The sequence below is a fragment of the Microcystis panniformis FACHB-1757 genome, from assembly GCF_001264245.1.
Taxonomy (GTDB): domain Bacteria; phylum Cyanobacteriota; class Cyanobacteriia; order Cyanobacteriales; family Microcystaceae; genus Microcystis; species Microcystis panniformis.
In genome coordinates this window covers 5,538,651-5,562,667 of sequence record NZ_CP011339.1, presented here as the reverse complement: position 1 = coordinate 5,562,667, position 24,017 = coordinate 5,538,651, and the positions used below count along the sequence as shown (strand labels likewise).

Below are 24,017 nucleotides of genomic sequence, written 5' to 3'. Positions count from 1 at the left end.
AAGTTGTTGTTAAATTAGCTCTAAATCACGAAGTTTGCCCTGAGGATGAAAAAGTCCATCAGATTGCTATTGACTAGGATCAATATTTGTCCTTTGCCGTTTTAACTGTCTTGCTAAACTATTGAGAGCAGCTAAAACTTTAACTGTTTTTATAATTCACCATCCTCATAATCTTCTAAGCTTTCAGTCATAGCTATTTCTCCCGGTGCAACGGTAAGAACTTCAATAATTTGGGCTAAATTAGCGATAGTTGGGTATTCTAGCAAATTTTGTAAAGACAATTCCACCGAGAAAAGATCGCGGGAACGGGAAATAACCTGAGTTGCTAACAAAGAATGTCCTCCCAATTCAAAGAAATTATCCTTAATCCCAATACGTTCGACTCCCAAAACTTCACTCCAAATTTGAGACATTTGAGTTTCAATCGGGGTACGAGGTGCGAGAAATCCCGTAGCTAAATTGCGTGTAGCTGTATCGGGGGTAGGCAAAGCCTGTCGATCTACTTTACCATTAGGAGTTAAAGGTAGGGCATTAAGCAAAACAAAAGCCTGGGGAACCATATAACTAGGTAGCTTTTGTTGGACAAATTCCCGCACCTGTGGCACTAACTTCTGGACTAATTTACCATATAGGGGATTATTCGTATAATCAGTCCAGGATTTGGGAATAATCGTCTCATCATCCCAAAAATTGGGGTATGGTTGTTGATCAATTTTATTTATTATCGGTTCGAGGATGGCATTCTGGCGACAGAAAACCACATCGAAAGAACCATCTTGACTACCTTCCCACCAACTGAGATGAACAGTGTAACCTAACTGTTCTCCCAGTTGCCACATTTGCTCAGGATTAATCCCTATCCCGCTATTTTTTCCTAACAATTGTCGCAATTCTCCCACCGTTTTTACTCCCGGAGGATTTTCTAAACAGTCTAAAATTTGTAGGGCCTTTTGTAATCGTTGATTGGGTACATCTCTGATGCCTAAATATTCTGGTTGTTCTAGTTTTAGTTTATCTTGTAGTTGCGCTAAAGAAAACCGATCCCGCTGCCAATTTAGCCAAGGAATTGTCGTTTTTTGCCCATCAGTATCCAGATGTAAAGTAACATCATAGCGGAATTGGGTTAACTCATTGTCAGCCTGACCCCGTTTCGGGGCAATTTCTACCCAAGAAATTCGCGGAAAACGTTGTTTAAGCGCGATAAAGAACTGAGGTGCAATTAACAATTCTTCTTCGGTAGCTACACTTTGATTCACCTGTTTTTGCCATTGTTCAAGGGTTTTATTAGCTTCAGCGCGAGCTAACTGTACCGCCGCATGGTAAGGCTCTAGTAAGGACAAACTACGAATATCACCTAAGAAAATCTTACCCCGATCCGCAATCGTCTTGACTGCTCCTGCGATAACTTGTAATAGATAATCCACACTAGGGAAATACTGAACAACAGAGTTAATTACTACTCGATCGAAAGTAGCTTGGGGAATGCCGGTAAAATCATCGGCTGTTCGGTGTAATAATTTTACTTTGCCCTCTAAACCCTCAATTGTGCCACATAAATGTTCTAGGTTATTAATAGTAGCAGCGGAATAATCGGCTCCCCAATATTCCTGACAATGTTTCGCCACACGGAATAGCAATAATCCACTTCCGCAACCAATTTCTAACACTCGTTGTGGTGGTTGATTTCCTAAAATTCGGCTCACTGTCTGATCAACCCATTCCTGCATTTCTGCTGCGGGAATAGCTTGTCCCGTATAACTACTATTCCAACCACTAATATTAAAAGTGGGGTCTTCAATTTGAGGTTGGGGTTTACTGTAGGATTCTTCGTAAATCTTTTGCCAATCACTAACATATTCACTCTGCCATTGAGCAAGCTGTTCGGGCAATACTTGACCCTTGAGAGCCGGAACTAAGTAGGCTACCAAATTAGTATTAAGCTGGTCTTGATCATGATCACTTGCCTGATCAGCGCGAGCTATCACAACCGCTTCTTGTACTAAGGGATGTTGGCCCAAAACTGCTTCAATTTCCCCTAACTCGATACGGAAACCCCGCACTTTAACTTGGTTGTCAATCCGTCCCAGATATTCAATCTGACCATCGGGTAAATAACGGGCTAAATCTCCCGTTTTGTATAATTTTGACGGCTGCTCTCCCCCCTTATCAAGGGGGTTAGGGGGGGATCAAGGGAGACAAACGGGTTAGAGATAAATTTCTCTGCTGTCAATTCTAGGCGATTCAAATAACCTCTGGCTACTCCTGCTCCTCCGATATGTAATTCCCCGGGTACACCGATAGGAACCGGTTGTAAATGCGAGTCTAAAATATAAACCTGCACATGAGGAATTGGCCGACCAATAGTTATTTTTTCATCAACCGGCGTACATTTAGCTACCGTTGCACAAACACTTCCTTCTGTGGGTCCATAACCATTAAAGAAATTTCGTCCCTGGGACCATTTTTTCACCAATTCAGGAGAACAAGCTTCCCCGGCGACAATAATAGTTTGCAGAGAGGAAAGATTTTCCCAAGACAGAACCGCTAAAGCTGATGGCGGTAGAGTAATATGAGTAATCTTATTATCCCGTAATTGCTTGATTAAGGGTAAACCTGGCATTAAATTTTCTTTACTTGCCAAATAAAGTGTCGCTCCTGCTCCCAAAGCCATCAAAACTTCCCAAATACAGGCATCAAAACTAAAAGAAGCAAACTGAAGCACTCGACTCTGAGAAGACACAGCAAAAGTCTGAATTTGCGCCAGAGCAAGGTTAGACAACCCTTGATGTTCAACCATCACCCCTTTAGGTTTACCCGTAGAACCAGAAGTATAAATCACATTAGCTAAATTAGAAGCTGTTACCTTCCCCGTCAAATTATCCCAGTTCATTGGTTTAATTTCTTGCCAAATTTCAGCTAAAAATACAGTTTTAGCTTGATGATTTGGGAGTTTATCAATCAGTGAACTTTGGGTTAGTAATAAGGGTACTTGACTATCCTCTAACATAAATTGTAGGCGTTCTTGAGGATATTCTGGGTCAAGGGGGAGATAGGCAGCACCGGCTTTAAGGATGGCTATTAATGCCACAATCATGTCTAAAGAGCGCTCTACACATAAACCGACTATTACCTCGGTTTCTACACCTAAAGAGCGTAAATAGTGAGCTAGTTGATTAGCCCGACTATTTAATTCTGCATAGGTCAACTGTTGATTTTCAAAGACTACTGCTACTCCATCAGGGGTACGCGCTGCTTGTTCCTCAATTAATTGATGAATACACTTGTTATAGGAGTAATCAGCTTTTGTCTCATTCCACTCCTCTAATAGTTGATACTCTTCCTCTGGGTTTAATAAGGGTAGTGAAGCTACTGATTGACGGGGATTTTCCACAATTGCCGCCAACAAAGTCTTAAAATGATTCATCATACGGACAATAGTTTCAGCATCAAATAAATCCCTGTTATAAGAGCAAAAACCGCCCAATCCTTCGGCTGCATCCCAGAGGTAAACTTCTAAGTCAACCCTAACTGAATCAAGTCCCGATGGTATATCCTCAATGTTTACTCCGGGTAAATCCCAGGGAGAACTAGGAGCATTCTGAAGGGCAAAAACTATCTGTGTTAAAGGATTACGATCTAAATGACGCTCAATTTGCAATTTTTCGACTAACATCTCGAAGGGTAAATCTTGATGGTCGTAAGCGTTTTGAGTAGTTTGTCTGACTTGCGCGAGAAAATCTTCAAAGGTCGGGTCTTGAGATAAATTAAATCTTAACACTAAAGTATTGACAAAAAAGCCTATTAACCCTTCAATTTCGGTGCGATTACGGTTAGCAATTGGTGAACCAATTACCACATCTGTTTGTTGACTATAACGAGATAGTAACACAGCAAAACCCGCTAGTAATGTCATAAAGAGAGTGCTACCGGACTCTTGACTGAGTTTTTTCAGTTGTTGCGTTAGTTGACTATCTAGTTGCAGTCGCTCCGTCCCACCGCGAAAACTTTGGATTGCTGGCCGGGGACGGTCTGTGGGAAGTTGGTGTAGTAGGGGAACCCCGGTTAATTGTTGCTTCCAGTAGCTTAATTGACGGTCTAATACTTCATTAGTTAACCATTGACGCTGCCACACGGCAAAGTCAGCATACTGTATTGATAAATCAGGTAAATCTGCTTTTGTACCGGTGCAGAAACTTCGATAATAGACCGATAATTCGTCAACTAAAACACCTAATGACCAACCATCTGCCGCAATATGGTGAATGGCTAATAATAGGACATATTCCTCTGTCTTGACTTGCCATAATTTGACTCGTAATACTGAACCTGATTCGAGATCAAAGGGTTCGGATGCTGCTGCTAATAACAGGTTTTTTACCTGTTGCTCAGAATGACTGAGGTTTTGCAGATTGACAACTGGTAAGGTGAAGGTTACATTAGGATTGATCGCTTGTATTGGTTTGTTATCTTTGAGTTTAAATTGAGTCCGTAGGGGTTCATGGCGTTGAATAATTGCCTGGAAAGCTTTTTCTAAGGCTTTAACATTGAGATTTCCGCGCAAACGCATCGTTAAATCAATAGTATAAGCCCCACTTTCTCCTTCTAATTGATTCACAAACCAGAGACGTTCCTGGGCCCAGGATAGGGGAATATCATCCTCTCGATTAACGGGGACAATTGATGGTAGCTTTAACCCTAAACCTGTTTGCAGTTCTTTTAAAATTACCGCACTTAACTGAGCAATGGTTGGGGATTCAAACAGATAACGCAAGGGAACAACAATCTCAAAGGTTTCCTGTAATCGAGAAATAACTTGAGTTGCCAACAGAGAATGTCCACCTAATTCAAAGAAATTATCCTCAATACTGACTCGTTTTAATTTCAGTACCTCAGCCCAAATCTGCGCCATTTTTTCTTCAATGGGGTTACGGGGAGCTATATATTCACCTTGGCTCTGTAAATCGGGAACAGGTAAAGCACGGCGGTCTATTTTGCCATTGGGAGTTAAGGGGAAAGTATCAAGAAGGACAAACGCAGTTGGAACCATATAATCAGGTAATTTTGCTCGCAAAAATTGCCGTATTTCGTTAATTGTCAGGTTGATTTCGGGTTGCGGTACAACGTAAGCAACTAAGCGTTTATCCCCTAGATTATCTTCACGAACAATCACACAAGAAGACTGTACCGCCTCATTTTGGTTGAGTAACGATTCAATTTCTCCCAATTCAATGCGGAAGCCACGCAGTTTTACCTGATTGTCAATCCGTCCTAAATATTCGATTTTACCATCGGGTAAATAACGGGCCAAGTCTCCCGTTTTATATAATTTTGACGGCTCATTGCCCCCCTTATTAAGGGGGGTTGGGGGATCACTTCATCCTTCTCAAAGGATTAGGAATAAATTTTTCTTGGGTTAATTCGGGACGGTTAAGATAACCTTTGGCTAATCCTGCACCAGCAATATGTAATTCTCCTACTACACCAATCGGGACAGGTTGGAGATTTTTATCCAGCAAATAGATTTGGGTATTGGCAATCGCTTTGCCAATGGGAATAGTTGTGGCTGTAGAAGCTAAGTTTTCCACTAAATACCAGCAAGAAAACGTTGTATTTTCCGTTGGCCCATAGACATGAAGCAACCGTTGTGGCGCACCTTTTTCTAGTACCTCTTGTACCCATTTTGGTTCAACTGCTTCACCCCCAAATAGTAAGCAGCGTAAGTTACTAAAAGCTTGGGGAACTAAATTGGCTAACTGATTAAAAAGTGCTGTGGTTAAAAATAAGACACTAATCCGATTTTCCTTTAAGCTTAGTGCCAATTCTTGGGGTGAGAGCAAAACTGATTTAGCGATAATAATAATCTTAGCACCGTTAAGTAAAGCCCCCCAAATTTCAAAAGTAGCGGCATCAAAAGCAATATTAGACGCTTGAACAACGCGGTCATCAGGAGTAAACTGGATGTAATTAGTATTTAATACCAGTCGATTAACTGCTTGATGAGTGACGATAACACCCTTGGGTATTCCTGTAGAACCAGAAGTATAAATGACGTAGGCTAAATTATCCGCAGAAACTGTGCTGTTCAGATTCTCCGGACTTGCCTGATTAATTTGTTCCCAATCTTTATCTAAACAGATAACAATAGCCTGATGATTTGGCAAGGAATTCTGTAAAGATTCGCAGGTTAACAGTATTTTAACCTGGGTATCTTGGAGCATGAAGCTAATGCGTTCTTGGGGATAATCTGGGTCAATAGGAACATAAGCTCCACCGACTTTAAGAATAGCCAATAATCCCACAATCATGTCTAAGGAACGCTCTAGACAAATCCCCACTAATTCCTCTGGTTTTACTCCTAATTTTCGCAGATAATGGGCTAATTGATTGGCTCGACAATTTAATTCATTGTAGGTTAATTGTTGCTGGGAACAGACCACCGCTACCGCGTCGGGTGTGCGTTTTACCTGTTCCTCAAATAACTGATGAATACACTTATACTCAGGATAGTCAACTTGAGTATTGTTCCACTCAATTAATAACTGATTAGTCTCACTTTCTGTCAGTAAGGGTAATTGGGAAATCCGCGCTTGAGGATTGGCCACAATTCCCCCTAATAAGTTGAGAAAATGCCCTGATAATCGCTCAATAGTGCTACTCTCAAACAAATCAGTATTATATTCCCAGACACCTTTTAAGCCATCATCGGTGTTAACCATAGCTAAGGTTAAATCAAATTTAGCTGTAGTATTTTCCGGTGGCAAATCTGTCACCGTTAATCCCGTCATTGCAATCTCAGACTTGGGTGTATTTTGCAGGACAAAAGCGACTTGAAATAGGGGAGTATGGCTCAAATCCCGTTCCGGTTGCAACGCTTCGACTAACATTTCAAAGGGTAAGTCTTGATGCGCGTAAGCATCCATTGTCACTTCCCGAACACGGGTTAATAACTGACTAAAACTCGGATTATCTGATAAATCCGTCCGCATCACTAAAGTATTAACAAAGAAGCCGATTAAACCCTCAATTTCACCGCGATTACGATTAGCGATGGGAGTTCCTACTAAAATATCATTTGACCCTGTATAACGATACAATAAAGCATCAAAAGCAGCCAACAGCGTCATAAATAATGTCACCCCTTGTTGGCGACTCAATTCATTCAAAGCTTGGCTAAGTTTGGGGGAAAGGGAAAATTCTTGCTGAGTACCGACAAAGCTTTGCACCGCAGGTCGAGGGTGGTCTGTGGGAAGAGATAATAAAGGGGGTGCAGCTGTTAGTTGATTTTGCCAGTAATTTAATTGACTTTGTAGGACATCCCCTTGTAACCATTGTTTTTGCCAAACTGCAAAATCTGCATACTGAATCGGTAAAGGAGCTAAATTTGCGGGATGATTTTGAGTGTAAGCATTATATAAGCTGGTCAATTCGTGAATAAATACTTCGATTGACCAACCATCACTAATAATGTGGTGCATACACACTAATAAGAGATGTTCCGTCTCCGATAGCACCACTAAAGTGATTCTGATTAAGGATTCTTTGGCTAAATCAAAGGGTTGAGTGGCTTGTTTTTGCTTTAATTGCTGTGTTTTTTCTGCTTGCTCCTGGATGGGTAAATCTTGTAAATCAACGACCGATATTGTCTCCCTTCTTGTTTGAATAATCTGAGTCGGTTGTCCATTAATCGTGACAAAATTAGTCCGTAATACTTCATGGCGATTACAGATTTCTAGTAAACTTTGTTCTAAGGCCTTTTGATTGAGGTTGCCTCGGAAATGCAACACCATCGGTATATTGTATAAAGCGCTATTTGGTTGCAATTGATCTAAAAACCATAAACGCTGTTGAGCAAAAGATAGAGGTAATTCTGTATCCTTAGTTCTCGGTAAAATCGGGGGTACTGTTAGCGTGAGATTTTGCTGCTGTAATTGTCCAATAAGATGCGCTAATTCGGCTACCGTAGCTGCACCAAATAAACTCCGCAAAGGTAGTTCTATTTTAAATAAACTCCGAACCCGGGAGACTAATTGAGTTGCGAGGAGAGAATGGCCGCCAATTTCAAAGAAATTATCATAAATTCCCACTTGCTCTATTTTGAGTATTTCTGTCCAAATTTGCACCAAAATCTCTTCAATTCCATTGCGTGGTGCTACATATTGATCCCGGCGATTTCCTATTTTATCTGGTGCGGGTAAAGCGCGACGATCTACCTTACGATTAGTAGTAAGGGGTAAAGATTCCAGAAAAACAAAAGCTTGAGGAACCATATACAAAGGCAATTTACTGGACAGAAACTGACGCAGTTCACTAATCATCGGTATCCGTTCATAATGAGCTACTATGTAGGCGACTAAATATTTATCCCCCGGAGTATCTTCCCGAATAATCACACAAGATGTTTGTACATCAATATTTTGGTTAAGTACCGCTTCAATTTCTCCTAACTCAATACGGAATCCGCGAATTTTAACCTGATTGTCAATCCGGCCAAAACATTCAATATTACCATCGGGTAAATAACGCGCTAAATCTCCCGTTTTATACAAACGATTGAACGGTGAATGAGCAAAGGGATTGTCAATAAATTTTTCAGCAGTTAATTCGGGACGATTCAGATAACCCCGCGCTAAACGAACACCGCATAAATGCAATTCTCCCTTAACTCCAATGGGTACAGGTTGCAGATTTTGATCCAAGATATATGCTTTGGTATTAGCAATAGGACGACCAATCAGCACTGAATTGATTTTTTCTGACTGATAATCTAGCAAGTCATGAACTATGGCGGTGACAGACGCTTCTGTGGGGCCATAGACGTTAATACATTCAACCCGTTTCCCGACCATTTGTCGCCAAATATTGACGGTTTCTGGTAACACTGCATCCCCTCCCACGGCGACAACTCGCAGACTTGATGGTACAGTAGCTAATGATTGGGAAACGGCGATTGCCCATTCATGCCAATAGGCGGGGGTAATATTTAAAACGGTGAGGCTTTCTTGTTCGATAAAATCGGCAAAATCAGTCAAAGTTGCGAACATTTGCCCCGGTCTTAAAACCACTGTGCCACCTTTTAACCAGGTGGGAAAAATTTCTTCAGCAGCGACATCAAAGCCAAAGGAAGCAAACTGTAAAACGCGATCAGATTCTGTTAAACCGAATACTTCACTAATGCCCCAACTATGATTAACTAAAGCTGCGTGAGTTAACATCACTCCTTTAGGTTTACCTGTGGAACCAGATGTATATAATAGGCATAGTAGATTTTCTGGAACCACTTCACTGAGGGGATTTTCTGGACTTTGAACTGTCAATTTTTCAGCTAATTTATCTAAGACAATTACCCCCACATCTTCTACTGGCAAAGAATCGAGTAAACTTTCTTGAGTTAGCAGTAGAGAAATTTGGGCATCTTCTGCCATATAAGTCAACCGTTGCTGAGGATAATCTGGGTCTAAAGGTATATAGGCTCCCCCAGCTTTGAGAACTGCTAATAATCCGACAATAACTAACAGTGACCGCTCTAGATAAATGCCGACTAAAACTTCTGAATTTACCCCCAAAGATTGTAAATAATGGGCTAATTGATTCGCCTGAATATTTAATTCTTGATAGGTTAATTCTTGACCTTCAAATACCACTGCTACTGCAGCCGGTGTTCGTGATGCTTGTTCTTCAAATAAATGATGAATACACTGATGGAAAGGATATGCTTTTTCGGTAGCATTCCAGTCTAGTAATAATTCTTTTGCCTCGAATTCGGTTAATAATGGTAGTTGGAAAATTGGCTGCTGCGGGTTAACAACCAATGCTTCTAGTAGGGTGATGAAATTTCCTGTTAATCGCTCAATGGTGCTGCGATCAAATAAATCGGTATTATATTCCCATACCCCTTTTAATTCTGCACCGGTATTCTCCATCGCCAGGGTTAGATCAAATTTGGCGGTGTCATTTTCTGTGGTGAGGGGAGTGGCGGTTAAGTCTATTAGTTCTAAGGGAGATGGGGGACTATTTTGCAGCAGAAAATCCACTTGAAATAAAGGCGCGTGACTTAAATCTCGTTCAGGTTGTAGGGCCCCTACCAACATTTCAAAGGGCAAATCTTGATGAGCATAGGCATCCATTGCCATTTCTCGTACTCGACCTAATAACTGATTAAAATTGGGTTTACCTGACAAGTCAATTCGCAAAACCAAAGTATTGACAAAAAAGCCGATTAACCCTTCAATTTCCCTGCGATTACGGTTAGCAATGGGAGTACCAATTAAGATGTCTTCCTGTTCTGTATAACGGTAAAGTAAGACAGCATAAGCTGTTAACAGGGTCATAAATAAGGTGACACCCTGTTCCTGGGTTAATTGGGTCAGTTTTTCGGTTAATTCCCAAGAAAGGCTAAAGGGTAAATGTCCCCCAGCAAAACTTTGTTGATTGGGTCGAGGTCTATCTGTTGGTAAAGATAGAAGGGCCGGTGCGTCTGCTAACTGTTTTTGCCAGTAGTCTAGTTGCTGTTGCAATACCTCTCCCTGTAGCCATTGTCTTTGCCAAAGGGTAAAATCTCCATACTGGATAGATAGGGGATTGAGAGGCGAAGATAAACCCTGAATATAGGCATTATAGAGGGCGGTTAGTTCCTGAAGAAATACCCCCATTGACCAGCCATCACTGACAATGTGGTGCATACAGACTAATAAGAGGTGTTCCGTTTCAGATAACACCACTAAAGTGGTTCTGATTAAGGGTTCACCGGCTAAGTCAAAGGGTTGAATCGCTTGGTTTTGTGCTAACTCTTGGGAGGCAATTGCTTGTTCACTACCAGATAAATGCTGTAAATCAACAACCGTAACTGTCCAGGTTCGTGTTTGTATAACTTGGGTAGGGATACCATCAACGGTAATGAAGTTGGTGCGTAAAGCCTCATGGCGATCACAAATTTCTTCTAAACTCTGGATTAAGATTTCTGAGTTTAAAGTTCCCTCTAAACGCAAGGCTAGGGGGATATTATAAAAAGAACTATTCGACTCAAATTCAGCCAAAAACCAAAGACGAGTCTGAGCAAAAGATAAGGGTAGTTCTGCTGCTTTGTCCCTGGGTAAAATCGGCAGTTCAGTGAGTTGTTCTCGTTCCGAAAGCCGTTTTATTTCTTGGGACAATTCGGCGATTGTCGGTGCAACAAATAACTCGCGTAAGGGCATTTCTACCTGAAAAGCCTCACGGATGCGCGAAATTAGTTGCGTTGCTAATAATGAATGTCCACCCAACTCAAAGAAGTTGTCGTGAATCCCCACCTGTGCAACTTTTAACACTTTTCCCCAAATCGAGGATAATATCTCCTCAATGGGGTTACGCGGCGCAATGTATTGCGCTTGGCTTTGGAATTCGGGGGACGGTAAAGCACGATGATCGATCTTACCATTAGGCGTTAAGGGTAGGGATTCCAAAATGACAAAGGCACTAGGAATCATATACTCTGGTAACTTGGCTTTCAGGAATTGCCGCAGTTCAGTAACATTAAGTGAATTTTTCTCTTTTGGGGCGGAAATAATCTCTACTTGGGGAATAATATAGGCGACTAAACGTTTCTGATTGGTCTCATCTTCTTGGGCAATAACAACAGCCGTTTTTACTGCATTGTGCTGACTAAGAACGGTTTCAATTTCTCCCAATTCAATGCGAAAACCCCGAATTTTTACTTGATTGTCAATCCGTCCTAAATACTCAATATTACCGTCGGGTAAATACCGACATAAATCTCCCGTTTTATATAATTTTGACGGCTCATTGCCCCCCTTATTAAGGGGGGTTGGGGGGATCACTTCATCCTTCTCAAAAGAATTAGGGATAAATTTCTCTTGTGTTAACTCTGGACGATTGAGATAACCCCTGGCTAACCCGACACCGCCAATATGTAATTCTCCAGCTACCCCCACAGGAACAGGTTGTAAGAAAGCATCAAGAATATAAACCTGAGTATTACTGATGGGTCGCCCAATGGAAACATTGGTTATAGTTGGTGAAGTAAATTCGGAGAAAGTCGCCGCAATGGTTGCTTCCGTTGGTCCGTAAGCATTTAATAGTCGAGGAAGAGGGGAATATTGGCCTGTAACTGTTTGCCATTGCTGTACTTTTGCCGGTTGAATGGCTTCCCCACCAATGACAATTAGTTTAATCTTTGAGAGAATTGGCAGGGTATCAGGGGTTAATTCAGAGGCTAATTGATGCCAATAAGCAGTAGGAATACCCAAAACTGTTAATTGCCATTTTTGACAACATTGCCAAAAATCCTCACTAGAGCGCAACATCTCTTCTGTTCGCAATACCAACGTCGCACCCGATAACAAACTAACAAAGATTTCTTCAACGGAAGCATCAAAGCAGATAGAAGAAAATTGCAGAATTTGATCCTCTGAGGTAATACCATACTCTCGAATAGTAGTCAGTATATAGTTGACTACTGAGCGATGTTCAATCATTACCCCTTTGGGTTGACCTGTGGAGCCGGAGGTGTAGATAATATAGGCTAAATTGTGCTGCTCAACTGCTACCAAAGGGTTAACTGTACTCTGTTTGGCAATTGTTGACCAGTCTTGATCTAAACAGATGGTTGTTCCTTGAAATTGGGGAAGTTGCTCAATAAATTTAGATTGCGTCAACACAATACTAAGTTGAGTATCTTCAATAAGATAGGTAATTCGCTCTTGGGGATAATTAATATCTAAAGGAACGTAAGCTCCCCCTGCTTTAAGTATTCCCAGGATTCCGATAATCATCTCTAGGGAACGTTCAACAAAAATCCCGACTAAACTCTCGGATTTTACCCCTAAAGATTGTAGGTAATGGGCTAACTGATTAGCCTTACAGTTTAACTCCTCGTAGGTTAAAAATTCATCTTCTAGTCTAACAGCGATCGCCTGTGGATTCTGTTTTACTTGTTGTTCAAACAACTGATGCAGACATAAATCATTTTTGTAGTCAATTTTAGTCTGATTCCAATCAAATAATAACTGATTGCGCTCACTTTCTGTCAGTAATGGTAATTGGCTAACGGTTTGTTCTGGATTAGCAATAATCCCAGTTAATAGGTTAACAAAATGCTCTGATAGTCGCTCAATTGTGCTTTTGTCAAACAGATCTGTATTATATTCCCAAATCGCAGTTAATCCAGCTTCTTTTACCTGTATAGATAAACTTAAGTCAAACTTGGCTGTCTTAAATTCTAAAGGCTGACGAGTGGCTTTTATTCCTTCTAAATCTATACTATCTACAATTTCATTATCTAAACCAAACATCACCTGAAATAGAGGAGTATAACTCATGTTTCTTTCAGGTTGTAGGGCCTCTACTAACATCTCAAAAGGTAAATCTTGATGGTCGTAAGCATCCGTTGCTGTTTCTCGTACCTGTTTTAATAACTCGCTAAAACTGGGATTTCCTGCTAAATCTGTTCTTAAGACTAAGGTATTGACAAAAAAGCCGATTAACCCAGCTAATTCACTACGAGTACGGTTAGCGATGGGAGTACCGACTAAAATATCTGTTTGTCCTGTGTAACGATAGAGTAGAGTCTGAAATGCGGTCAGGAGGGTCATAAATAAGGTGACACCTTTTTCCCGACTCAGCTTATTTAACCCTTGACTAAGTTCTGGAGAAAGGATACATTTTATCCGAGCTCCCTGAAAACTTTGTTCTAGAGGACGGGGATAATCCGTAGGTAGATGTAATAAAGCGGGTGCTGCTGCTAACTGTTTTTGCCAGTAATTTAACTGATTTTCTCGGATTTCTCCCTGTAAATATTCCCTTTGCCAAATTGCAAAATCTGCGTACTGGATTGGTAACTCTTGTAAAAGAGGTTCTAAACCTTTAGTATAGGCATTATAAAGGGTTGTCAATTCCTCAATAAATACCCCCATTGACCAACCATCAGAGACAATATGGTGCAGACAAATCAGCAAAAAATGTTCTGTGTCTGATAACTTGAGTAGGGTGGCTCTAATTAGGGAGTCATTGGCTAAATCAAAAGGTTGATGGCTGTGAATTTCTAGCCATTTTTTTATTTCCTGCTCTTCTCGATATTTTGGGCTGTCTTTCCCATTGACAAGCGTTAATTGCCAATTACTTTCTGGTTTAATTACTTGTACAGGATTTCCCTCAATAGTGGCGAAATTTGTGCGGAGGGACTCATGGCGCTGAATAATTTCTTGTAGGCTTTTTTCCAGGACATCTACCTGGAGATTTCCTGCTAAATGCAAGGCCAGGGAAATATTATAAAAGGGACTGTTTGGTTCTAATTGATCTAAGAACCATAAACGCTGTTGGGCATAAGATAGGGGTAATTCTTCAAAATTCATTTTCTTTTTCTTGGTAAAATTGCTGGAACGATGGTATCGGATTTTTCCTGTTTTAACTGTTCAATCCCTTGGGCTAATTCTGCTAGTGTCGCCGAGTTGAATAACTGACGTAGGGGAAGTTCAACTTTCAAGCGATCGCGTATCTGTGCTACTAATTTAGTGGCTAGTAGGGAATGGCCTCCCAGTTCAAAGAAGTTATCATTTATACCCACTTTTTCAACTTTTAGCACTTCTGACCAAACAGTTACTAATATATCCTCAATTGGGTTACGCGGAGCAACATATTTGTCTGATGCTTCACTACTAGATTCTGGTGGTGGTAAAGCTCGACGATCTATTTTTCCATTAGCAGTAAGGGGTAAGGCATCTAAAATAACGAAAGCATTAGGTATCATGTAACTGGGTAATTTAGCTTTCAGAAATTGCCGTATTTCGTTAATGGTAATTATTTTTTCCGATTGTGGCACAATGTAGGCCACAAGACGCTTATCTCCTGTTGTATCATCCCTCACTATTACTACTGTTTCCCAAATCTGGGGATGAGATGCTAATAATGCTTCGATTTCCCCCAACTCAATCCGAAAACCCCGAATCTTAACTTGATTGTCAATGCGTCCTAAATATTCTAATTCTCCCTTGGGTAAATAACGGGCTAAATCTCCCGTTTTATACAATTTTGACGGCTCATTGCCCCCCTTATTAAGGGGGGTTGGGGGATCACTTCATCCTTCTCAAAAGGACTAGAAATAAACCTTTCCGTTGTTAATTCAGGACGATTGAGATAACCTTTTGTTACTCCTGCACCCCCCACATACATCTCCCCGGGTACACCAACCGGTACAAGTTGTAAATGTTGGTCTAGTAAATATACCTGTAAGTCGGGAATGGGACGACCAATCACACTAGCTGTACTATTCAAGTCGGTCATACTTAATGGTCGATAGGTGACATGAACGGTAGTTTCTGTAATTCCGTACATATTAACTAATTGGGGGCATTGGTCGCCATGGCGCTGAAACCAAGGTTGTAAGCTGTTAATTTCTAAAGCTTCTCCTCCAAAAATAACTAAACGTAAGCTTAAATCGTTATCTGTTGTCGATGAACGATCCCCCTAACCCCCCTTGATAAGGGGGGAAAACTTTCTTTTAAGGATTCTTCAGCTTGAATTAACTGACGGAAAGCGGTAGGAGTTTGATTGAGAATTGTGACTTTTTCTTGACACAATAGCTGATAAAATGCTTCGGGAGAACGGGTAACTAAGTAGGGGACAACTACCAAGCGTCCACCATATAACAAAGCTCCCCACATTTCCCACACCGAAAAGTCAAAAGCGTAGGAATGAAATAGAGTCCAGACATCTTGACTACTAAAATTATACCAAGCATCTGTAGCGGCAAATAATCGCACGACATTGGAGTGATTGACTAACACCCCTTTCGGTTTACCTGTGGAACCGGAAGTGTAAATAACATAAGCTAAGTTATCTGGAGTGACGGTGTTTTCTGGATTTGAATGGCTGTTTTCGGCAATTTTTTCCCAGTCGGTATCTAAATAAATAATCTGCGCTTGATGTTGAGGTAGAGTTTCTCCTAGCTTTTGTTGCGTTAACAGCACTGATAATTGAGCATCTTCTAACATGAAGCTTAACCGTTCAATCGGATATTCTGGGTCAAGAGGAACATAAGCACCACCCGCTTTTAATATCCCCAATAACCCCACAATCATCTCTAAAGAACGCTCAAGACAAATCCCCACTAATTGATCAGGTTTTACTCCCAAAGATTGCAAATAATGGGCTAACTGATTCGCTCGATGATTTAACTCATTATAGGTTAATTTTTCACATTTAAATACTACAGCTACAGCATCAGGAGTCCGTTTTACCTGCTCTTCAAATAACTGATGAATACACTGAGTATAACTGTATGTTGTATCAGTATTATTCCATTCTACTAACAGTTGATGACGCTCTTTTTCTGTTAGTAATGGCAAGGTTCCTACCGACTCTTGCGGATTCGTAACAATTGCATCTAATAATGTCTGAAAATGACCAGTCATGCGAGCAATTGTATTTTGATCGAATAAATCTGTATTATACTGCCAAAATCCTTGGAGAGAGTTGCCTTCTTCTGTATTTGTTTCCCACATTTGTAAGGTGAGATCAAACTTGGCGTTAACATTATCTAGAGGTAGATGCGATATTTTTAACTCAGGATTTTCTAATTCCTCCATGGCCACATTTTGTAAAACAAACATCACCTGAAACAAAGGACTGTGACTAAGACTGCGCTCTATTTGCAAAGTTTCGATAATCTGCTCAAAAGGAACGTCTTGGTTAGCATAAGCATTCGTACAAACAGAACGCACTTGTCTTAATAATTCTTCAAAACTGGGATTACCTTCTAAGCGAGTTCGCATCACTAGGGTATTCACAAAAAAGCCAATTAATTCTTCTAATTCTTGATAGTTGCGATTGGCAATCGGTGTTCCTACCAGAATATCATCTTGACCACTATAGCGGAATAATAGAGTAACATAAGCCGCCATCAACGTCATAAATAGGGTAGTTGCTGATTTGTGGCTGAGTTCTTTTAGAGATGCTGTCAGTTTGGCATCTAACTGGAAGGAAAAACATCCACCTCGGAAAGTTTGCACAGAGGGACGGGGTCTGTCCGTAGGTAATTCTAGCAAAGGAGGAGCTGCGGCTAACTGTTGTTTCCAGTAATTAATTTGGTTTTGGATGGTGATAAAACCTTGAGTTTCTCCTTGTAACCATTGCCGTTGCCAAATTGTAAAATCGGCATATTGAATCGGCAATTCCGGGAGAACAGAACCATCATCAAGCAAAAATCCTTGATATAAACTTGACAATTCTTTGAGCAATACTCCCATTGACCAACCATCACTAATAATGTGGTGCATGGTCAATAACAAAGCTGATGATTCTGATTTAAGTTGCACTAAGGTGACTCTTAGCAATATTCCCGTAGTCAGGTTAAAAGGTTGTAATTGATCCTCAGTTGCTAAAAGTTGTAATTGTTCTGACTGTTCTTGTCCTGATAATCCTTGTAAGTCCACAACCGAAATTTTCAGAGTTGCGTGGGGAGCAATTACCTGTACTGGAGTTTCTGCTACTTCCTTAAAATTAGTGCGTAGAATTTCGTGACGATGGACAATTTCGTTGAGACTGCGTTCTAAAATTTCTATATTTATACGTCCCTGAAGATGAACCGCTTTAAACATATTGTAAAAAGGGCTGTCCGGTTCTAATTGCGCTAAAATCCATAGTCGCTGTTGAGCAAAAGAAACCGGGAAAGTCTGAGGTTCGGCGGGATTTTTTCGACTAATTTGGGGGATATTATTGTTATTTTTTGGATAGCCAAAAGATTCTGCTAGTTGCCAAGTTACATTACCTAAAAAGTCAATGTTGTAGTAATCTTTCCATTGCTCAATGGTGTTAGGATTAATGCTTTGATGTTGATGAAATTTTACATCTCCTAGCATTCTAGATTCGGCATAAATACCGTCAGTCATGCGCTGCTTTTTCTCTTGGTAGGGTTGCAGCATATCAGGATTAAATTCTACTCCTAAAAACTGACATAAACTCTCTAGGGTTTTCTGTGGCTGCCTAACGATGTCTTCAAATTTAACTTGATACTGACGTTGGGGAGAAACTTGTTGTAAAAATTCGCAGATATTTTGATGGCTAATTAGCCAAACGAGTTCGGCAAGTTCTCGATTATTGAAAGGATTTTGATAGGGAAATATTTGCTCAATTTTAGCTTCTTCATAAGAGTGAATCATTCCTAAAGGATGACGCACCAGATGAATATATAGAGGGTTATCAAAATTTATTTCTGCTCGTTTTAGAGTTTCTAAATCTAGAGAATAGGATGGAGTTTTATCCACTAAGATTTTATCTCCCAACCATCCCTGTAGAAGACGGTAAAACTGTTTGCTAGTCAGATTTTTCTCTTCTAATTCTTCCATAATTGCGATCGCTTTTTCAGCATTACACCCCTTAATTTCCATGATGGTGCGAATTGTTCCTTCCATCCAGAAGTTGTAACGGCCAGAAAATTTCGCCTTTCTTTCCACAAGGGTATTAAACCCTAGTAGTTCCAATTCTGGAGGTGCAAAAAGCTGTGGATTTCCTCCTAAGATAACGCGGAGTAAGGTGGAACCGCTACGATAAGGAGAAAGAATAAAGATAGCCGGTGGATTTTTGCTATTGTCATCATCTATTGGGCTGCTAAGAGCAGGAATTAGGGAGCGCATTTGTAACACTTTAGCTTCAGCAATGCGCTCCTGTGGTAGGTTGTTAATTTCGGTTCTTTCTTTACCTAGTATTTTGGTAACTGCTTTTGGATAATGTTCCTCTATATATCCAGCTAATTCCTTAACAGTTTTTCTGTCAAATAAAACAATAAAGTGAATAATTTCGTTTAGTTGTGCTTGCAGTTTATTAATTAGAATTGCTCCCCGAATTGAATCACCACCAAGCTCAAAAAAATCGTCATCTATCCCCACTCTGTCAAGTTTAAGGACTTCTGCGAATAGAGAAGCAATCACTTTTTCTAGAGGAGTACGAGGAGCAATAAATTCTGCGTCTAACTGAGTCCGTTGACGCTGGTTTTGAGAATTAATTTTTCGCAGAATTAGTTGAGCATCATATAAGTTATTTCCAATCTCTTCAAAAAACTCTGATCGGATAATTCTCTTAACTGTTTTAGATGACTTTTTAGTAGCTATTTTCTGTTCATCACCGAGAGAAATAAAATTAATTTTAGACGCAATATAACTAGGAAAATCAAATAAATATTCCTCCTCTTTTTCCTGCTGAAATTCTTGACCAACAGTCCTTAAAAAATCCCAAATTGGTTGATTTTTGGGGGTAGGTTTATAAATAAGTTTGAGTTTTTCTAACCCTTTTTGTTGAGCAATTGTACCCAAATAAGCTAACATTTTATGTTCTACACCGCGACCCAATACTCGACAACTAAGCAAAAATGTATCGACAATTAGAGAATTTTCTTGAACATTAAATAATAGCAAACCAACTAAACCATAATCCCCAAAACGATCTTTTACTTTAACCACTCGACAGTCTAATTCCCCTGAATTACAAAGTTGTTGAATTTGGGATTCTGACCGTCGGATAGTTGTTAAGTTAAATTGGTTAGTACGTTGAGTAAGTTGGGCAACTCGCGTCAATTCCTCCGTTTGCATCGGGGAAATCTCTATTTCTAAGTTGAGTTGGCCGAGAAAATTCTCAAAAGAAAGGGAATATTTTTGTAAATTCTGACGCTGAATATTCTGTTGATAAAGATTAGTTCTTTGTCGGTCTTCTTGAGTGGTTTTGAGTTGATCAAAAGCCCAAATATGTTCTAAAAATTTTGGAATATGATCGCAATTTTCAGGAAGTTGTAATGTCAAAACTTCTGGACAGTTTGCTCTAACTTCCGCACACTCAACTGGATTATCATCAATAAAAATAAAGCTATCTAATCCTAGTTGTAATTCCTCCGCTAAGGACTGCAAATTCTGAGATTTTTCTTGCCAGTTAATGCGCCAATTTACTAAATGATTTTCCTTAAGCAACATATCGGGATGTTGCTCAAAAACTGCAAAGACATCCTCGGGTTGATTCTTACTACATAAACAGATTAACTTTCCTGCTGCTTGCTCTGCGATGATAAATTCTTGTAAAGCTCGAAATGGAGCATCAATTTTCACTCCCTTAACTCCATCTTCTCCACAAACCCCATGCCATAATGTATTGTCGCAGTCAAGGACAATCACTTTGTAAGGAGAGTTTATCAAGGCTAAGATTTTTCGCGCTAATATTGTCCCCAAAGCCGCAAAAAAAGCCAAGGTATAGGGAATATTTCCTAGTTCTTCTCCATAAGGATCATAATACTCTTGTACAGGATAAGTCTTGAGTAATGCTTGACTTTTAATTAGATATATGCTAGGGATATTCTGGAGATCACGGTCTAATTGTTCTTGTAATTTCTCATGTAAACTATTGAACGTTGTATCATGGGTTGGAGAGGGGGGACAGACACAGACTAAATAGGGAATTGGTGAGCGCATTGTCGCCGTTTTCAAGGCATTACCAAAGTCTCTAAGGGTTTGCTCTAATGTCAATTCGGCCTTGTTTTTACTCCCTTGCCAGTCTTCAAACCTAACCAGAACTACATTAACCCCATTTTGATTAGTCGCTAAAAGACTAGCAGGATTGAGTAATTCTTGAAAGACTTGATTGTACTGAGCAAATTCTATTGAATAAGGAAATCCTATTTTTTTGAGCCAATATGACAGAGAATCCTCCACTGGTTCACTGGTAAATGTAGCTGTAATAACGATTTTCTGATTAGCAAGTGCTTTCATTCTTGGCATGGGTTACCCTGTAGGCAGCGACAATACGAAGTCTATCTGATTTTATCTTCAAACGGTTTTCCTAGTTAATCCAATATATCAAAATTTATAGCCAAATTTCTCTATATCTCTGCTAAAGGATTTTGCGATAATCTCAATAGTATCATCATCGTAATATTCACGGTAGTTGCCATGTTTTGAGGAATTAATATGAGGTAAAGTCGCATTTCTACCAAGTTTTTCACATAGGACACTGAAGTCGTTATTAAGATTTTCAAAACGGCAGATAAAATCTACTAAAATTTTCCCTTCATGATCTGTAATCCAATCCAACTGAGGCATAAACATTTTAGGGATGTCATAATAGAAAGGATCTTTATTCCCGTAGGTCAACTTAACCCACTCTTTAAATTTTATTGGTTTTGTCCTTAAATTTGTCTGATTGGTTTCAACACGATAATGAAAGTGAGAAATAACTTTGTCCCAAGGATTTCTAACACTTGTAAATTTATATACTCGCTCCCACCTTTGTTTGCCCATTTCGTCAATTTTTTCTAAAGCAGTTTTATGCTCAAAAGGTAAATTTAGAGATTTCTCAATACTTCTGCCACCTGTCTTATTAATATGAATAAAGACAACGTTGCCAAAATAGCGTTGGCGCAAAAGTTTAACTTGTTCACCGACATAATAGGGAATATATAGTATATCTGTAAACTCTATTTTCTGATTAGCAAAGGCTGGTATTACTGGCATGGGTTAGTCTGTTAAAGGCGACAGAAAGACAAAGTTGAGAAAAGCAAAACAAGAAGCTAAGGGTAGCAAGCAGCACGGGCGGATCATCTCCGTCCCTCCTACCCTGACATCATATCACAGAGAAAAAAACTTGTCATGGAAAAGAAAAAAAAATTTTGTCATAGTCAACGAAATTCGCTAATATGTGGTAGTCTGAGAAGCGCTTACTAGCTTTTGCTATCAAAACAACGGTCACTTGTAGTAAGATAACGAGGGTTAAAGAAGCACGGGAGTATGTTAGCACAACTCAAGCACAATAACCTTAAAATTGTCGGGGAGCCTTAGATTTTCGCCAATTGCCTTCTACACAGGGGAGGGTTTCTCCTGAAACTAGAACCTAACAGACAAACTCAGGATTAACTCCGCCAATCCCAGCAAAATCTAAAATCATTCCGGCAAAATGTCCACAACTCAAATATAAGTGCTATATGTCCGCCAAAGTCCCTCAAGATCGATCGACGACTAATATTATCTCCGATGTCAGCAAATTTTGGCACAGTGTCAAGCTGATCGCTGCTCCCTATTGGTATCCTACCGAGTCGGGGGGAAGGACTTTTGCCGATGTGATTCAAGCTTGGGCAATGCTCATCCTACTAATCGGGGTAATACTAGGAGTTGTAGGCTTAAATGCCTTCAATAGCTTTGTTAGTAATTACTTAGTTGATGTCATCCTTGAAAAAAGTGATTTTGATAAATTTGTCAAAACTTTGGTAGTTTTTGCGGTTGGACTGCTCTTTGTCACCCTTTTGGTTGGCTTGCTTAAATTTCTCAGAAAAAGAATCGCCCTGGATTGGTATGCTTGGCTCAATGACTGGATTCTCAACAAATATTTGCATAATCGCGCCTATTACAGAATTAATTTTAAATCCGATATCGACAACCCAGATCAGCGTTTATCCCAGGAAATTGAGCCGATTACCAGTAAAGCTCTCTCCTTTTTTGCCGTTGCCCTAGAAAATGTCCTAGATATGATCACTTTTTTAGTGATTCTCTGGTCAATTTCTTCCTCTGTCGCCATTATTTTAGTCGTTTGGACAATTCTCGGTAACGTCATTGCTATCTATTTTAACCAAGCTTTAAATAAAATTACTCAAGAAGAATTAGAACTTAAGGCTAACTACAATTATGCTCTAACTCATATTCGTAATCATGCGGAGTCGATCGCTTTCTTTGAGGGAGAAAATCAGGAATTAAATATTATTCAGCGGAGATTTAATAAACTCTTAGACAGTGCTAAACGTAAAATTGATTGGGAGAGAGGTACAGAAATTTTTAGTCGGGGCTATCAGGCGGCAATTCAAGTATTTACTTTTGTCATTTTGGGTCCTTTGTATATCAATAGTGAGGGCATTAGTTTCGGACAGGTCGGGCAAGCCTGTTTAGCGGCTAATTTGTTTGCTACGGCGCTGGCGGAATTAATTAGTGAATTTGGCACTTCGGCACAATTTAGCAGTTATGTTGAACGTCTATCGCAATTTTCCCAAGCCTTAGAAGAAGTCATTAAACAACCGGAAAATTTAAGCACGATTACAACTATCGAAGAAACCCAATTTTCCTTTGAAGATGTCACCTTGCAAACTCCCGATTATGAACAGGTAATTGTCGAAAACCTCTCCCTTTCTGTTCAGCCTGGACAAGGTTTATTAATTGTCGGTCCGAGTGGTCGGGGTAAAAGTTCTTTGCTACGCGCTATCGCTGGTTTATGGAATGCAGGAACCGGCCGATTAGTGCGACCTCCCCTAGAAGAAGTATTGTTTCTGCCTCAACGTCCCTATATAATATTAGGAACCTTGCGAGAACAGTTACTTTATCCCAATCGCAATCAAGAAACCAATGAGATAAAATTAAGGGAAGTTTTGCAAGAAGTCAATCTCCAAAATTTACTAAATCGAGTCAATAGCTTTGATACAGAAGAGCCTTGGGAAAACATTTTGTCCCTGGGAGAACAACAACGTTTGGCTTTTGCCAGGGTATTGATTACCCGTCCCAGTTTTACTATCCTCGATGAAGCCACAAGTGCTTTGGACTTAAACAATGAGGAAAATTTATATCGGCAATTGCAGAAAACTCACACAACTTTTATTAGTGTCGGACATCGGGAAAGTCTCTTTAACTATCATCAATGGGTTTTAGAACTCTCTAGTAATTCCCATTGGCAACTGCTTACAGTAGAGGAATATCGCCGACAAAAAGTGAAAGAAATTATTAATATTTCTGTCGATAATTCTCAAGATAGGCTCGAAGATTTAGCGAATCAGGAAACCGAGGTCAATCCTAAAATCAATTCTGCCAAGGAACCACCCCCCGAATCGCCAACGACAACAATCTTAACAGAAGTCGAAGAAGGACTTTCCCATGCACAAATGAAGGAATTAAGCGACTATTCCCTTAGTAGCATTAGAAGCAAAGCCAGTCAGGGAAAATCAATTACGGGGAAAGATGGACTGACCTATCGCTATGACAAAGACCCTAAAATCTTAAAATGGCTAAGAGTTTAGC

2 protein-coding genes and 3 pseudogenes are annotated in these 24,017 nt (G+C 40.0%); 1 reads left to right on the top strand and 4 read right to left on the bottom strand.

All coding sequences use genetic code 11. The features are described from left to right. Positions 1 to 149 precede the first annotated feature (149 nt). The 4 genes and pseudogenes from VL20_RS26085 to VL20_RS26065 form a co-directional block, all read right to left on the bottom strand. Positions 150 to 14,345: pseudogene (locus VL20_RS26085) on the bottom strand (amino acid adenylation domain-containing protein). After that, positions 14,342 to 17,849, bottom strand: a pseudogene (locus tag VL20_RS33970) (non-ribosomal peptide synthetase). Before VL20_RS33970 ends, VL20_RS26085 begins: the two co-directional pseudogenes overlap by 4 nt. A 99-nt stretch (positions 17,850 to 17,948) precedes the next feature. Next, a pseudogene (locus VL20_RS33965) lies at positions 17,949 to 20,441 on the bottom strand (HAD-IIIC family phosphatase); the annotation flags it as partial. Positions 20,442 to 20,825: 384 nt separating this feature from the next. Further along, entirely contained in the window at positions 20,826 to 21,479 is a 654-nt protein-coding gene (locus VL20_RS26065; protein ID WP_052278274.1) for a sulfotransferase family 2 domain-containing protein, read from the bottom strand. Between the two features lie 467 nt (positions 21,480 to 21,946). On the opposite strand from VL20_RS26065, the gene VL20_RS26060 reads away from it, so the two are divergent. Next, a complete protein-coding gene (locus tag VL20_RS26060; RefSeq protein WP_052278273.1) occupies positions 21,947 to 24,016 on the top strand; it encodes an ABC transporter ATP-binding protein/permease in 2,070 nt (689 codons plus the stop codon). Position 24,017 lies beyond the last annotated feature (1 nt).

Coding starts and splice junctions, on each gene's coding strand:
- VL20_RS26065 (WP_052278274.1), bottom strand. CDS start 21,479: ATGCCAGTAATACCAGCCTTTGCTAATCAGAAAATAGAGTTTACAGAT.
- VL20_RS26060 (WP_052278273.1), top strand. CDS start 21,947: ATGTCCGCCAAAGTCCCTCAAGATCGATCGACGACTAATATTATCTCC.